Annotated in this window: 11 protein-coding genes; 7 read left to right on the plus strand and 4 right to left on the minus strand. The window is 50.5% G+C overall.

From position 1 onward, the window contains the following. Positions 1-227 precede the first annotated feature (227 nt). Entirely contained in the window at positions 228-3,026 is a 2,799-nt protein-coding gene (locus tag AC6R0S_RS06965) for an EAL domain-containing protein (protein ID WP_500637517.1), read from the plus strand. Positions 3,027-3,140: 114 nt separating this feature from the next. On the opposite strand, the gene AC6R0S_RS06970 is transcribed toward AC6R0S_RS06965, so the two are convergent. The 4 genes from AC6R0S_RS06970 to AC6R0S_RS06985 form a co-directional block, all read right to left on the minus strand. Next, positions 3,141-4,517 carry a nucleobase:cation symporter-2 family protein gene (locus AC6R0S_RS06970; RefSeq protein WP_500637518.1) on the minus strand — a complete coding sequence of 459 codons (1,377 nt, stop codon included), beginning with the start codon at positions 4,515-4,517 and terminating at the stop codon, positions 3,141-3,143. A gap of 225 nt (positions 4,518-4,742) precedes the next feature. Then, entirely contained in the window at positions 4,743-5,672 is a 930-nt protein-coding gene (gene puuE, locus AC6R0S_RS06975; protein ID WP_500637519.1) for an allantoinase PuuE, read from the minus strand. Positions 5,673-5,690: 18 nt separating this feature from the next. Beyond that, positions 5,691-6,422: an aspartate/glutamate racemase family protein gene (locus AC6R0S_RS06980; protein WP_500637520.1), complete on the minus strand. Its 732-nt coding sequence runs from the start codon at positions 6,420-6,422 to the stop codon at positions 5,691-5,693. Between the two features lie 9 nt (positions 6,423-6,431). After that, complete coding sequence (locus AC6R0S_RS06985) at positions 6,432-7,106, minus strand: GntR family transcriptional regulator (protein ID WP_500629464.1); 675 nt, start codon at positions 7,104-7,106, stop codon at positions 6,432-6,434. Between the two features lie 274 nt (positions 7,107-7,380). Between AC6R0S_RS06985 and AC6R0S_RS06990 the strand changes: the two genes are divergently transcribed. The 6 genes from AC6R0S_RS06990 to AC6R0S_RS07015 are packed head-to-tail and all read left to right on the plus strand — an operon-like array spanning position 7,381 to position 15,165. Further along, positions 7,381-8,826, plus strand: coding sequence for an NCS1 family nucleobase:cation symporter-1 (locus AC6R0S_RS06990; RefSeq protein ID WP_500637521.1), 1,446 nt, complete (start codon positions 7,381-7,383; stop codon positions 8,824-8,826). Positions 8,827-8,852: 26 nt separating this feature from the next. Next, a complete protein-coding gene (locus AC6R0S_RS06995; protein ID WP_334551965.1) occupies positions 8,853-9,851 on the plus strand; it encodes a bile acid:sodium symporter family protein in 999 nt (332 codons plus the stop codon). Between the two features lie 34 nt (positions 9,852-9,885). Beyond that, positions 9,886-11,109: an amidase gene (locus AC6R0S_RS07000; RefSeq protein WP_500637522.1), complete on the plus strand. Its 1,224-nt coding sequence runs from the start codon at positions 9,886-9,888 to the stop codon at positions 11,107-11,109. After that, positions 11,072-12,640: a gamma-glutamyltransferase family protein gene (locus tag AC6R0S_RS07005; RefSeq protein ID WP_500637523.1), complete on the plus strand. Its 1,569-nt coding sequence runs from the start codon at positions 11,072-11,074 to the stop codon at positions 12,638-12,640. The genes AC6R0S_RS07000 and AC6R0S_RS07005 overlap by 38 nt, the downstream gene beginning before the upstream one ends. Further along, positions 12,640-13,890, plus strand: coding sequence for a pyridoxal-phosphate-dependent aminotransferase family protein (locus AC6R0S_RS07010; protein WP_500637524.1), 1,251 nt, complete (start codon positions 12,640-12,642; stop codon positions 13,888-13,890). The genes AC6R0S_RS07005 and AC6R0S_RS07010 overlap by 1 nt, the downstream gene beginning before the upstream one ends. A 9-nt stretch (positions 13,891-13,899) precedes the next feature. Beyond that, complete coding sequence (locus tag AC6R0S_RS07015; RefSeq protein ID WP_500637525.1) at positions 13,900-15,165, plus strand: allantoate amidohydrolase; 1,266 nt, start codon at positions 13,900-13,902, stop codon at positions 15,163-15,165. Positions 15,166-15,170: the final 5 nt, after the last annotated feature.

Consider the following 15,170-nt stretch of genomic DNA (forward strand, 5'->3'; position numbering starts at 1 on the left):
AATTTTCAACCTAACTTGGGTTTTCTACAGAAAAAATGACCTGGCTCAAGCTTAGGGGAAATGTGGCAGACTCGCGCCGCTTGCGTTGTGAAAATGAAGGTTATAGGCTATTCATTTATTGAGGAAATCGCATAAATTGCGTAGATTCATTGCAAAAATGAAATACGCTAAACATCAAATGCTGAGTGACGGATGATAAAGGATAACGCGCAAAACTGGAGTAATGGATGAATCTAGGCCGTGGACGCTTCACTTGCTGGTGTGTACTGATGTGCCTAGTGGTCTCACTGAAAAGTTTAGCCAGTGACATAGATCATGCTCGCATTCTTGTGATCAAATCCTACGATCCCAACTTTCCTACCTACGCCGATATCTCTTATGGCTTAAACGAAGTGTTAGACCGAGATTCAGTCCTTCTCGATGTCTCTTATATGCACAGTAAACTCGTTTATGATGTCGTCAGTGTCGCCAATTATAAAAGAGCGATCTCCTACCAATTTCTCAACAGCCAGAAATACGACATGGTGATCACTGTGGACGACAATGCGCTAAGATTTGCACTCTCTGAGCGGCAAGGTCTGTTTCGTGATCTGCCGATTGTGTTTTTGGGTGTCAACAATGTCGAGCTTGCCTTATCTCTCAAAGGAGACAAGCAGGTATCAGGCGTGATTGAAGCTGTGTCATTTGATGAAAATATACAGTTTATTCACGAGGCAATGCCCCACGTGGAGAACATTCATCTGTTAGTGGATGGTACTACCACAGGGCGTGCCGACTTTGAGAAACTGTCTCGCACTATCGCAGACTACCCCGATTTTAATTGGAAGACACTCGATTTAGCGACGCTTGCTTGGGGTGAATTGATAGAGGACATGGCGTCGATTGATGCACACAACAGTGTGGTCCTGCTGATTTCGGCTTATCGAGACAAGAACAACGTGGCCCTCTCTTTTGATGAGTCGGTGCATCTTATCACTGATGCTACCACTGCGCCGATCGTCCATCCTTATCAACACGGTATTGGTCAAGGGTTACTGGGTGGATTAGTGGTGGATCACCGCGCTCATGCGGTACTGGCGGGAGAGCTTGCTCACCGATACTTTCATCGCGGCTATTTTATTGAAGAGGACATGGTGGTTCAGCCGCCTACTAAGGCGCTGTTTGATTATGCTCAGCTCACACGTTTTGGTATTAAAGAGCGTGATTTGCCCTCAGGCAGCCACATATTGGGCAAACCCGAGCCGATATTAAGTCGCTACTATGTCGAAGTCATGACGCTGTTTGGCTTGGTATTTATCATCTTAACGACCTTGGCGCTGCTTGCATGGGTGAAAAAGCGCACCGCAGAGCAAGATGAAGACAAATTAAAGTCGATATTGAACAGCTTAGACTCCTACATCTACCTCAAGGATGAGCATGGTAGATATCTGTTTGCGAATAAAAAAATGTGCCAAAACCTCTCTTTGGACGAAGACGAGGTGCTGGGCAAAGACGACTATGACTTATTTGATGAAAACGTCGCAACGCGTATTTCAAGCGTCGATCAGTTAGTGGTCAATTCGAAAAAGCCCTACAGCAGTGAAGAAACCTATTGGCATGAAGATGTCGGCAAGAAGATGATCGTGCATACGCGTAAAGTCCCCTTGATGAATGACAAGGGCGACATCTACGCCATCTGTGGTTCATCCATCGACATCACCCGAAGTAAAACACAAGAGCGCATCATCGAGCAGATTGCTTATCAAGATCCGACCAACGGCTTGGGGAATCGCGTCAAGCTCTTTACCTATTTGACGGATGTGATGTCCAAAAGCGAGTTTGTCGGCGGTCAAACTGCGGTTGGCTTTTTTGATATCGATAATTTCCGCTACATCAACGAAACCTATGGCCACACTGCTGGGGATCACTGTATTGACATCGTGTTGGATAAATTGAACCGTCTGGTGGGCGAGTCCGGTCAAGCGCTGCGATTGGGGGGTGATGAATTTTATTTGGTCGTCTATGGCGAGACGCACGCTAGCCAAACCATCCGAGACATTCAGCGCCAGTTGCCAGAAACGGTCAACATTTTAGGCAATACGATACCGCTAAGTGTCAGTGTCGGGATCTCACTCTACCCAGCAGAAGGGGTGACGGAGCCAGAGCAGCTTTTGCGCCGTGCGGAACTGTCATCCTATGAAGCAAAAATGCGAGGCGGGAACCAAGCGGTATGCCTTGATAATAATCAGGATCAAAAAGCGTCCGACAATGAGTTTATCACTGAGGTAATCGGCGCGATCCACCGCAATGAGTTGGAGCTCTACTTCCAACCCAAAGCCAGCTCTAAGCAGAAGAAAATCGTCGGCGCTGAAGCCCTTATTCGCTGGAATCATCCGGTCAAAGGCTTTTTAACCCCCAATATGTTCTTGCCAGAAGTGCATCGTTTAGGCCTCTTTAAACAGATCGATGATTGGGTGATTGAGCGCGCGATGGAGACGCTAGATGCCTGGTGTGAGGCAGGCTTAGCGCTTAACTTGAGTATCAACCTCAGCCACGAATATTTCAGTCAAGCCGACCTGTTTGAGATACTACAAGACAAACTGGCGCGTTACCCAAACATCAAACAAGGTTTGCTTGAAATCGAGATCTTAGAGACGCATGCGCTTGAAGATTTGAATCACGTGTCGAACATGATTAAGAAGTGCCGTTTGTTGGGTATTCGTTTCTCGATAGATGATTTCGGCACTGGCTATTCGTCATTGACCTATTTACAGCGTTTGCCGGTCGATACCCTAAAAGTTGACCAAAGTTTTGTGCGCCACGGGCTAAGTGAAGTGGACATCGGGATACTGAAAGGAATTTTGGTGTTTTGTCATGCACTGCACATCACCCCGATTGTTGAAGGGGTCGAAACAGTGCAAGAGTTGGAGCGCTTGAATGAGGTGGGCTTTGATTACATTCAAGGCTATTTGATTTCAAAACCGGTGACAGAGAATGCCTTTATCGCGCGAGTAAAAGCGCAACCGGCTAATCTTTCCAGTGCTTGAATTCCACTGCATAAGTACCACTGCATAAGTACCAGTGCTCGATGAATCAGCATTGACACCACTAAAAACGCCCGCCTCTGAAAAAGAGGCGGGCGTTTTTTAGTTAAAGTGTCGTTAAGCGACCGATTCAGCGTCGGTAGAGAGCGTAGCTTCCGCCTTTGGCTGAGTGGGGAGGACCAACGTCATAATGATCGCCGCAATACCGCTGGTTGTGACGGGAGAGCCGAACACGCTTTGCACCAGTTTAGGCATTTGGCCCAAGATGTCTGGCACGAGCATGACACCGAGACCAAAGCCAAACGAGACAGCCAAAATCATCAAGTTGCGACGATCTAATTTCTCGCGCGCGATGATTTTAATCCCAGCCGCTGCCACCGTGCCAAACATGACCAGCGTTGCGCCGCCGATGACGGGTTTCGGTATGGTGGTTAACACGCCACCAATGATGGGGAACAGGCCTAGCACCACCAAAATCAGTGCCACAAAATAACCCACGTAACGACTGGCGATACCCGTTAAGTGAATGACGCTATTGTTTTGGCTAAAGGTGGTATTTGGGAAGGTGTTGAAAATCGCCGCCAGCATGGAGTTGACCCCATCCCCTAGAATCCCTGCTTTAATGCGCTTCAAATAGCCTTCACCAGAGACCGGTTGTTTGGTGATCATGCAATTGGCGGTAATGTCACCTGTCGATTCTATCGCGGTAATTGCGTAGATAACGGCAACGGGAATAAAGGCATACCAATCGAAATCGAAGCCGTATTTGAACGGTTGAGGGATGCTAAGTAGCGGCTGATTAAAGGCATTGTCGAAATTGACCATACCCATCGACGCGGCGGCGAGATAACCGACCACCATACCCACCAATATGGACGATAAACGCACCATCAGGTTTTTTGAACGGTTAAGCGCAATGATAGTGACAAGAACCAGTGCGCCGAGCACTAAGTTGTGCCAATCGCCAAAGTTGTGCGCTTTGACGCCCCCGGCTAAATCCGTCATGCCGACTTTAATCAATGAGATGCCGATAGTGGTGACGACGATCCCTGTGACCACAGGAGTAATGATACGTTGCAGTTTGTCGATGAACTGAGATAACACAATTTCAATAAACGCACCGACAAAACAGACACCGAAGATCATCGCGAGAATCTCTTCTGGGCCACCCCCTTGAGATTTAGCAATGAACCCGGCCGCGAGTACGGAGCTAAGAAACGCAAAGCTGGTCCCTTGGACACAGATCATGCCAGCGCCAATCGGCCCGATGCGACGGGCCTGAATAAAGGTACCGACACCCGAAACAATCAGCGCCATACTAATGAGATAGGGAATATGCTGGCCAAGGCCGAGCACGCCACCAATGATGAGCGTTGGAGTAATAATACCGACGAAACTCGCCAGTACGTGTTGAAGACCTGCATAGAGCGCTTGACCCGTTGCGGGGCGATCTTCCAGTGCATAAATCAGGTCACTGTTTTCCTTGTGAGACATGTTGACTTCCTTGTATACAATATTGTTGACATTGTATTGATCAAGTTAGCAACCATTGTGCCATTCATAAATTGGATCGATAAGTGAATAAATACAATGGTTTATGTCAGAATGGTCAAGAGACGAATTCGCTAAGTTGCATAGACTTGGTGCAGTTGACCCGTTTTGGGGGCTGAGAAAGAAAAAACCGCCGGGTAGGAAGGCACCGCAGCGGCAAAACAGAAACTAGGTTGGCGGATGATGTTCTATCCAGTGACGGGCGATTTGCTCTCGCGTGGCGATCCACACATCCGAATGGGATTGCACGTAGTCGAGGAACTTTTTCAGTGCCATAAAGCGACTAGGTTTGCCTATGATGCGACAATGCAGGCCAATTGACATCATTTTCGGTTTGCTTTGCCCTTCTTGATAGAGGCAATCGAAGTTGTCCTTGAGGTATTGATAAAACTCTTCCCCATGGCTGAATCCATAAGGGGAGGCAAATCGCATGTCATTGGTATCCAGCGTGTACGGCACAATCAGATGAGGTCGTGTCTGTCCGGGCTTTTGTGTATCGGGTACTTGCGTCCAAAACGGCAGGTCATCCCCATAATAGTCAGAGTCGTAGAGGAGGTGGCCATGCTCGGCCACGAGAGCGCGCGTATTGGGGGAGTCACGTCCCGTGTACCAGCCGATCGGTTTTTTTCCTGTGAGCGTCTCTATGATTTGGAGCGCTTGCGCCATATCCTCGCGCTCTTTCGCAATCGGTGCGTCTTGATAGTGAATCCATTTCAAGCCGTGACAGGCAATTTCATGGCCATCGTCGAGTAAGGCCTTGGCCACATTTGGGTTTCTTTGCAAAGCTGTCGCGACGGCAAAGGCGGTGAGAGGAAGACCTCGCGCTTTGAACTCATCGAGAATTCGCCACACGCCGACCCGAGAGCCGTATTCGTACAAGGATTCCATACTCATGTGTCTATCAGGGTAAGCGCTCGCGCCAGCGATTTCGGACAAGAAGGTTTCCGAATGCGCGTCGCCATGCAATACGCAGTTCTCGCCGCCTTCTTCGTAGTTTAAGACGAATTGCAGCGCAATCTTTGCCCCATTTGGCCACTTAGCATCAGGGACGTTATCGCGTCCATAGCCTGTATAATTTCTTGGATTATCCTTATCCATTTGTATCCCTTAAGTTATTTATTGACTCCAGTGCTGATAGCGGCCGTGAAAGGCTTTCCCTATCGGCGCGCCATAATGACCGCACTTGGCCGTGTTAAGTTGTAAGCTGTACAAAGACTCCGCAAGCTTGACCGCGGCAGTGACGCCATCAATCACTGGAACTTGGAGATCTTGACTCAGTTCCGCCGCAAGATCTGACATGCCCGCACAGCCCAATACGATGGCTTCAGCCCCATCTTGCGAAAGCGCTTGCCGGCACTCTTGGCGCAACTGTTCATACAGCGAGGTATGCACGGATTCCAGGGCAAGCACGGGAATGTCGGTTGCGCGCACACCGGTACAGAGATGCGCGTAGCCGTAGCGCTGCAACAGATGGTGGGCGGTGGGGACGGTGCGAGAGAGGGTGGTGACCACACCAAATCGATGCGAGACCAAACTGGCGATTTGAAAAGCTGCACCGGCGATGCCGATGACAGGCGCTTGCGCTATTTCGCGCGCAGCATCAAGCGCGGGATCGCCAAAGCACGCAATGATATGTGCATCGACGCCTTTTTTCTCCCCGTCAGTGATGAGATCGAGTAAGGCCGCAGAGGCGATGGTTTCATCCAACGCACATTCAATGCTTTCAGGGCCGTGCTCAGGACAGCAGGCGAGGATGTCGCTGGAGGGCAGCGCGACAGTCAAAGCCGATTGGGCAATTTTATCTGTCATGGCAACGCTGGTGTTTGGGTTAATCAGTTGGATTTTCATAGCACACCTTTACGAGTCCATGTTGGCAAACAGCTGAGTGAAATCAACGTGGGCATCTTTTTTCCCTGTTAATGAAATCGAGCGCTTAATATGGAGCAAATGGTGTCGCATCCACTGCTGCGCCTTGTCGACTTGATGGTTGTCGAGCAAATCAATCAGCTCAAGATGATCGCCACAATCACAACTCACGCTCTCTCTGGTACCGTAGGCGGCGATAACCAAGGATGAGCGGTAGCATAACTGCTCGATAAACTCAGCCAAGACCGAGTTGTTGCCCATATGAGCAAGCTCATAATGGAACTTCGCCGTCAATTGAATGGATCGGGCTAAATCTCCATCTTGTTCGGCTTGCTTCTCTTGCGCTACCATATCGCGAAAACGCTGCGACACTTTGAGATCCCAATTGTCCGAAATGTCACCGAGCAACAGAGGCTCTAATGTAATGCGGCTATCCAATACTTCTTCCGCCTCTTGACGACTCGGACGACTGACCTGTGCGCCTTTATTCGGCTGAATCACGACAAAACGTTCAATCGCGAGGCGCTGTAGCACTTTGCGTATCCCGGTACGGCTCACCCCAAACGCTTCCGATAACTTGTCTTCGGGCAAACGCTCACCGGGCGGAAGCTGATGCTCGACAATGGCTTTGAGCATCTTTTGATAAATCTTTTCGTCGTTCGACATGATGACTCTCTGTTTGTTTGTATACAATTATACCTAGCAACATGTATACCATGTTTGTGGAAATAAAACGTCGCATAATCACGCATTCTGAGGTGTTTTGCTGAATTATCGGGGCCATTAACGCACTCTTATGAGGCAGGTGTGCGAGAAATTGGTGCGAAGATCGCTTGCTTTTGGTGATTAATCAGCGTTCAGTTCCCATAGATAGGGGATCAACAACTTGGCACAGTCTTTGTATTTAAAATTGTATACAATATTAAACAAGGAAGTGACCATGATGGAAAAGGATTTACCAATTAGTTCACGTCTGGCCAACGATGATCTGTTACCAGACAGAGAACAAAAGTGGGGCTGGTACAGCATCTTTGCGTTTTGGATGTCAGATGTTCACAGCGTGGGCGGCTATGTTTTTGCAGCAAGTTTATTTGCACTTGGACTCAATGGTATTCAAGTGTTTATCAGTTTGCTTGTTGGCATCTCTATTGTATTGGTGTTTGCCAACCTGATGGGCAAACCAGGGCAAAAAGCGGGAGTCCCATTTCCCGTAGTGGCGAGAATGTCATTTGGTGTGTTTGGCGCGAATATTCCTGCGGTAATACGAGGATTGATCGCGGTGGTCTGGTACGGTATTCAAACCTTTTTGGCGTCCAGTTCGTTCATCATTCTACTGCTTTACTTTGTGCCTTCGATGGAAGCGCTCGCAGAACCCAGTTTCTTAGGTCTCTCGTATTTGGGCTGGATAGGGTTTACGGCCATGTGGATCATTCAGGGCATCGTCTTTATGTTCGGTATGGATATGATCCGCAAAGTGATCGATTGGTCTGGCCCTGCTATCTATATCGCCATGTTTGCGCTTTGCCTCTACATGATCGATTTAGCCGGGTGGGAGAACATCCAATTCAATTTGAGTTCGCAAAAACTGGAAGGTTTGGATGCCATCATGACGATGATCGTCGCATCCGCGTTGGTCGCGGGATACTTTGCTGGTCCTACGCTCAATTTCAGTGATTTTTCTCGTTACTGCGGCAGTTATAAACAGCTCAAGTTCGGTAATTTACTCGGACTACCTGTGAACTTTTTACTCTTTTCAATTTTCAGCGTAGTGATCGTTTCTGCATCGATTCCTGTGTTTGGTGAGATGATCACCGACCCGGTTGAGACAGTAAAACGACTAGACTCAGAACTTATTACGGTGCTTGGTGCGCTGACCTTTATTTTTGCAACGGTCGGCATCAATATCGTCGCAAACTTTGTCGCACCGGCGTTTGACTTCTCCAATGTGTCTCCACAAAAAATCAGTTTTAAGGCGGGCGGATTTATTGCTGCGTTCGGTTCCGTATTGTTGACTCCGTGGAACCTATTTAATAACCCAGAGGTGATTCACTACACGGTGGACGTGTTAGCCGCGATGATTGGCCCTCTCTACGGCATCATCATTGTGGATTACTACTTTGTGAAAAAGGGTAAGATTGATGTACCGTCACTCTATACCGAATCACCCAAAGGTCTGTACTGGTATCAAAATGGTGTCAACATGCGCAGTGTTTATGCACTTGGTATTGCCAGTGTGTGCGCTATAGTGGCGACTTTTATCATTCCTCAACTGTCCAACTATGCGTTGTTTATTGGTGGTGGAGTGTCAGCGTTGGCTTATCGCTATTTAATGTCCGCAGCGTCTTTCAATATCGTCGCAGCACGAGCATTAAAGAGTAAAGCGTAATTTTAGAGAAGAACCTGAGTAACAAAATGAATCTATTAGCAAAACTTAAGAAAGAGTGGTTTTTGGTCGGCATGGTGGTCGCGATAGCGCTTGCGACGATCACGGCAGAGATTGGACGCTCCGGCGGGCCGATTCACTTGGACCAATTGACGGCGGTGGGGGTTGCCATTGTCTTCTTTCTTCATGGTCTGGGGTTATCGCCACAAGCGATTAAAGCGGGGTTGACCAATTGGCGTCTGCATATTTACATCCAAGTGGCGACGTTTGTGGCATACCCAATTTTATGGGTAGTGTTTGGCGATCTCTTTATCGCAACCATGCCAGCGGCTCTGGCGTTTGGGTTTTGTTATCTCTTGGTTCTGCCGAGCACCATCTCGTCATCGGTTGCGATGACGAGTGTCGGTAAGGGAAACGTGCCGGGGGCGATCTTTAACGCGTCGCTATCGAGCATTATTGGTGTGGTGATCACCCCAGCTTTGATTCAGCTCTTTATGGGCTTTGAAGGGGTGTCACTCAATCTGCTCGACTCCGTGTTGTCGATCGCTAAGTTACTTTTGGTTCCGATGATTTTAGGTCAGCTCCTTCGTCCTTACCTGCTGGCTTGGACGGAGAAACACAAAGCGGTGGTCAATAAAGTCGATAAGTATGTGATTCTTTTGATCGTTTACAACGCCTTTTGTGATTCTGTTATTAACGGTATCTGGAGTGAGTTCTCTGCGGGGTTGCTGTTGACGGCGATTGCGCTGTGTGTGGTGATTTTGTTGGTGATGGTCCACTCCATTCAGTGGGGAGCAAGAAAAGCCGGTTTCGATCTTCCTGATGAAGTGGCGGCGGTGTTTTGTGGTACCAAAAAGACATTAGCGGCCGGGATCCCGATGGCGAAAGTCATTTTTGGAACCGATCCAACGCTCGGTATGTTGCTACTGCCGATCATGTTGTATCACCCAATCCAGATTTTCTATTGCGCCGTGCTGGCTAACCGTTACGCCAAGCAGAGCGAAGGGGTAAAAGCCGCCGCGCTTTAAGCGCGCTAATCGGTGCAACCATTAAGGAAAGATGATGAGTAAGGATACTCGAATTTATTGCGCGCAAGGGCCACACTCTTTGGCGCCGACAAAAGAAGGCCGACTGAGTGGCACTCGGTTTGTCTTTAAAGATCTGTTTGATGTAAAAGGCTACCGAACAGGGGCAGGCAATCCACAGTGGTTAGCCACTCATGATGTTGCCAGCCAGACATCGCCGCTCATTACCACTTTGCTTGAGAGTGGTGCAGAGTGTGTTGGGCGAGTACAGACCGATGAGCTGGCGTACAGCTTAAACGGTCAAAATATCCATTACGGCACGCCAGTGAACCCCAAAGCGCCTGACGCGATTCCAGGTGGCTCATCGAGCGGCAGTGCGGTGGCGGTGGCAAGTGGCGATTGCGATTTTTCAATTGGTACGGATACCGGCGGTTCAGTACGTGTCCCAGCCAGTTATTGTGGGCTGTATGGGTTGAGGCCGACGCATGGTGCCTTGAGTCTTCAACATTGCTTCGAACTGGCGGCTCGCTTTGACACTGCCGGTATTTTCACCAGAGATTTGGCGATGATGGAGCGAGTGTGGACGAGTTTGTCGACTGACCACGGTGCAGCTCCTCACCAACGGTCCTTCTATCTTGATGAGCAGTGCCGTGCTCTTATGAGTGCCGATCACACCGAGCAGTTAACGCGCCTCAAAGCATCGGGTGTAAAGATTCAACAAGGTGACTATCTTGCGCGTGCGGGATGGACGCTCGATCAGTTAAGTCACCTGTTTCGTACCCTGCAAGGTTTCGAGATCATTCGCCAACACGGTGAGTGGTTAGAGCGCTATGGGGAGAGCTTGGACCCGGCGATTGCAACGCGCGTCGAGTGGGCAAGAACCTTGACCGAGTCACAGTATACAGCGGCTTGTGATGAGCAACAGCGATTCAAACAGGCGTTAGTGGAGCATATGGAAGACCATGCGTTATGGTGGCTACTGCCTACCACCCCCGCCGGAGCGCCGAAACTGACCATGCCAGCTAATGAATTGGCCGTTTATCGCAGCCAGCTTATGGGTCTGACGAGTCTTGCTGGGCTCTCTGGCTTACCGCAATTGCATCTCCCTAACGCCGCAGCAGCGATGCCGTGCGGACTCTCGTTTCTTGGCAGTGCGCACAGTGAACGTGCCCTTATCCAGACTGCCATGCAACTCAACCTAGACACGAGCCAAGGAGTGGCCGATGAAGCATCAAACCGCGTTTACCGCCCCACATCATAAAGCAGCCGAAGTTGGCCAAGCGATTTTAGACGCCGGTGGCACGGCCAGTGAAGCGATGGTTGCTGCCGCTGCGATGATCTCAGTGCAATACCCCCATATGAATAGCATCGGAGGGGATGGATTTTGGTTGATTGCGAAACAAGGCCAAGCCCCAGTCGCGATTGATGGTAGCGGCGATGCGGCGGCGGAGGTGGATGTTAACGCTTACCGAGCACTGGGTGATGAATTGCCCGATCATGGCGCGCTTTCGGCCATCACGATGGCGGGCACGGTTGCAGGTTGGCAAGCAGCGCTTGAGTATGATCATGGCAATATGACACTGGATAGATTACTTACCCCCGCGATCGATGCCGCGCGCGACGGGATCACCGCGACGCAGAGCTTGGTCAATGCCAGTGAAAAAACCTATCAGCGACTGGCTTCGCTAGACGGGTTTGCCGATATTTATCTCAATCAAGGTGAGACGCTCAAGGTCGGCGATCGTATCTGCAATCCGGCGCTGGCCAATACTCTATCGATGCTGGCAGAAAAAGGACTAGAAGATTTCTATCGCGGTGATTTGGCGCAGTCGATGGCTGATGATCTAGCCGCGATGGGTAGCCCAATCCGTCTTGAAGATTTTCATCAATTTCGCGCTAAAGTGATGCAGCCACTGCATGTCACGACCTCTAAAGGCACACTGTATAACTTTGGTGCGCCAACCCAAGGGGTGGCGTCACTGCTGATTTTGGCTATCTACGATCGTTTAGCGGTCAACGCTCAGACCGAAGTGGAGCACATTCACTGCCTCGTTGAAGCCACTAAACAAGCATTTCTGATTCGTGATCGAGAGGTGTGTGATGAGGCGTCATTGCGCGAGCCTTTGCAGCATTGGCTCAGTGACGACGAGGTGGCTAAATGTACTGCTGCCGTGAATCCTAACCGCGCCCTAGATTGGCCTCACCAAGCCAAACCCGGCGATACGATCTGGATGGGGGCCAGTGATCAATACGGCACCATGGTCAGCTTTATTCAAAGCATTTACTGGGAGTTTGGGTCCGGTGTTGTGCTGCCAAAGACCGGAGTGTTATGGAATATCCGCTCCAAGAGTTTTTCTCTGGATGCGCAGCATCACAATGTATTGGCACCCAACAAGAAGCCTTTCCATACCCTTAACCCTGCTTATGCTGAGCTCAGTGATGGCCGCAGAATGAGCTACGGTACGATGGGCGGTGAAGGTCAGCCCCAAACGCAAGCGTGCCTATTTAGCCGCTACCACTATCAATCTTATCCCTTGGATAAGGCGATCTCAGAGCCTCGCTGGCTATTGGGGCGCACGTGGGGCGATGCCACACACAACTTACGCTTAGAGCGCGCACTTGACCAACGCTGCGGCGCTGAGTTGGTAGCGCTCGGTCACGACGTCACCACCGTCGACGATAATAACGAGCTGATGGGCCATGCTGGCGCCATTGTGCTGGATGAACAAGGAAGAGCCATCGCCAGTAGCGATCCGCGTAGCGATGGCCGCAGTTTTGTAGGAGAACAATAATGTCACAGGCCAATGAGCTATTTGAAACACTTAACCCACCGCAACGCCTTTTGATGGGGCCGGGGCCAATCAACGCTTATCCTCGCGTGCATCAGGCCATCGCTCAGTCACTGATTGGTCAGTATGACCCTGTGATGACCGGTTACATGAACCAAGTACAGTCACTCTATCGCGGCGTTTTTCACACCCAAAACCCGCAGACGATGCTGGTGGATGGCACTGCGCGCGCGGGGATTGAAGCGGTGTTAGTCTCGGTGTTAAAACCGGGCGACAAAGTGCTGATCCCCGTCATTGGACGCTTTGGTCATTTATTGTGCGAAATTGCCACTCGGGTTGGCGCTGTGGTGAAAACCATCGATGTTGAGTGGGGTGAAGTGTGCTCGCCAGAGCAAATTGAACAGGCGATCAAAACCTTTCAGCCAACATTGCTCGCCACTGTTCAAGGAGACACCTCCACAACCATGAACCAACCGTTGGCTGAGATGGGCGAGCTGTGTCAGCGCTATGGTGTGCTGTTCTATTGTGATGCCACTGCGTCGATTGCCGGTAATGAATTGTATGTCGATGATTGGCATCTCGATGCGGTGTCAGCAGGGCTGCAAAAATGTTTAGGCGGGCCTTCGGGCTCAGCGCCGATTACGCTGAGCGAGCGCTGCGCTGCGCTAATCAACAGTCGTAAACACGTCGAAGCGGGCATTCGTGCCGCTCACCACGTTGATGGTGAAGAAGCACCAATCCAATCGAACTACTTTGATTTAGCCATGGTGATGGATTATTGGGGGCCAGAGCGCCTTAACCACCATACTGAAGCCACCAGCATGCTTTATGCCGCACGCGAGTGTGCAAGACTGTTCCTTGAAGAAGGCCCAGAGCAGGTCATCGCGCGTCACAAGCAAGCGGGAGACGCGATGGCATCGGGGCTTCGCGCGATGGGGCTAGAGCTATTTGGCAATCAAAATTACAAAATGAATAACGTGGTCGGTGTGGCCATACCGAGCGTTAAAAAAGCAGCGGGTGAGGTCGATGGCGATGCGGTGCGTCTTGAACTGCTGCACCGGTTTGGTATCGAGATTGGTACCTCGTTTGGCCCACTGCATGGCAAGATCTGGCGCATCGGTACTATGGGGTTCAACGCGAGGCAAGAGTGCGTATTGACCACCTTGGCGGCGCTGGAAGCGGTGCTGATCAAACACCAAGGGGACATCATTCCCGGTCAGGCAGTTCTGGCGGCTATGGCGCATTATCAATAAGGAGCAGCCATGAGTATAGATACAGTGGATGATAAGAGGCACCACGCGATGAGCATCGGCGCTGAGCGCATTATGGCTCAAGCCGACCAACTCGCTCAGTGCAGCGCTGAACGGGGTGCGCTGACACGCGGATACCTGACCAAAGAGCATCGAAGTGCCCACGTTCTGATCGCGAAATGGATGCGCGATGCGGGACTAGAAATCTGGCAAGACAGTGTAGGCAACCAGTGGGGGCGCAAAGTAGGCAGCGACCCTGAGGCGAAAGCATTGGTGCTGGGCTCTCACAGTGACACGGTCAGAAATGCAGGTAAATACGATGGCAACCTCGGTATTATTCTCGCGATTGAAGCACTGTCGCAACTAAAAGAGTGCCGCTTTCCGTTCCACATCGATGTGGTGGCATTTGCAGACGAAGAAGGGATGCGTTTTAACACCACGCTCATTGGATCGAGTAGTGTTGCAGGGCAGTTTGATCCCAACTGGCTCGATATCGCGGATGCCGATGGTATGACTATGACAGACGCCATGCGTCAGTTTGGACTGGCACCGAGTCTCGCAGGAAACGACGCGCGTAACGATCTGCTTGCCTACTTGGAAGTGCATATTGAACAAGGCCCAGTGCTAGAAGCAGAGTCATTGCCCGTCGGTATCGTGACCGGTATTGCTGGGGCAAAACGTTTTACCTGCAAGGTAGAGGGCATGGCGGGACACGCAGGCACAGTACCGATAGACTTGCGTCAGGATGCGCTGTGCGGCGCGGCTGAAATGGTGAGTTTTATTGAACGTTTTGCCAGAGAGCAAGAGATTGTCGCGACGGTGGGTAAACTATCCGTCGCACCGGGTGCGGTGAACGTGATCCCAGGTGCAGTCGAGTTTACTCTGGACATTCGCTCGCTCAATCAGCCGACGCTTGAGGCGTGTTGTGAGGTTGTCATCAACGAGTTGAACTTGATTGCGAAAAAACGTCGCCTACATTTCGACAGTGACAAGATATATCAAGCGAAAGCGGTCCTGTGTGATGCCGCCTTGCAGCAGCAATGGGCCTCAGTCGTTGAGTCGGTGACCGGTCAAACGGCGCGCTGTTTACCGAGTGGCGCAGGCCATGATGCCATGGTGATGGCGAAAGTGACCGACATCGCGATGTTGTTTGTCCGCTGTGAGAAAGGCATTAGCCACCATCCTAAAGAACAAGTGAATCAAGAAGATGTCGCGGTGGCACTGGAGTGCTTGATAGGCATGATCGATTCGATGAGCTTCAAGGCAAAGTCGCCTTAACGCCC

It is taken from the genome of Vibrio sp. R15-SG3-ISO1B (assembly GCF_059833835.1).

Bases quoted from the DNA above. Each gene is read 5' to 3' on its own strand.
- AC6R0S_RS07015 (WP_500637525.1), top strand. From the start codon at position 13,900: ATGAGTATAGATACAGTGGATGATAAGAGGCACCACGCGATGAGCATC.
- AC6R0S_RS06985 (WP_500629464.1), bottom strand. From the start codon at position 7,106: ATGTCGAACGACGAAAAGATTTATCAAAAGATGCTCAAAGCCATTGTC.
- AC6R0S_RS06995 (WP_334551965.1), top strand. From the start codon at position 8,853: ATGAATCTATTAGCAAAACTTAAGAAAGAGTGGTTTTTGGTCGGCATG.
- puuE (WP_500637519.1), bottom strand. From the start codon at position 5,672: ATGGATAAGGATAATCCAAGAAATTATACAGGCTATGGACGCGATAAC.
- AC6R0S_RS06970 (WP_500637518.1), bottom strand. From the start codon at position 4,517: ATGTCTCACAAGGAAAACAGTGACCTGATTTATGCACTGGAAGATCGC.
- AC6R0S_RS07010 (WP_500637524.1), top strand. From the start codon at position 12,640: ATGTCACAGGCCAATGAGCTATTTGAAACACTTAACCCACCGCAACGC.
- AC6R0S_RS06990 (WP_500637521.1), top strand. From the start codon at position 7,381: ATGATGGAAAAGGATTTACCAATTAGTTCACGTCTGGCCAACGATGAT.
- AC6R0S_RS07000 (WP_500637522.1), top strand. From the start codon at position 9,886: ATGAGTAAGGATACTCGAATTTATTGCGCGCAAGGGCCACACTCTTTG.
- AC6R0S_RS06980 (WP_500637520.1), bottom strand. From the start codon at position 6,422: ATGAAAATCCAACTGATTAACCCAAACACCAGCGTTGCCATGACAGAT.
- AC6R0S_RS06965 (WP_500637517.1), top strand. From the start codon at position 228: ATGAATCTAGGCCGTGGACGCTTCACTTGCTGGTGTGTACTGATGTGC.
- AC6R0S_RS07005 (WP_500637523.1), top strand. From the start codon at position 11,072: ATGAAGCATCAAACCGCGTTTACCGCCCCACATCATAAAGCAGCCGAA.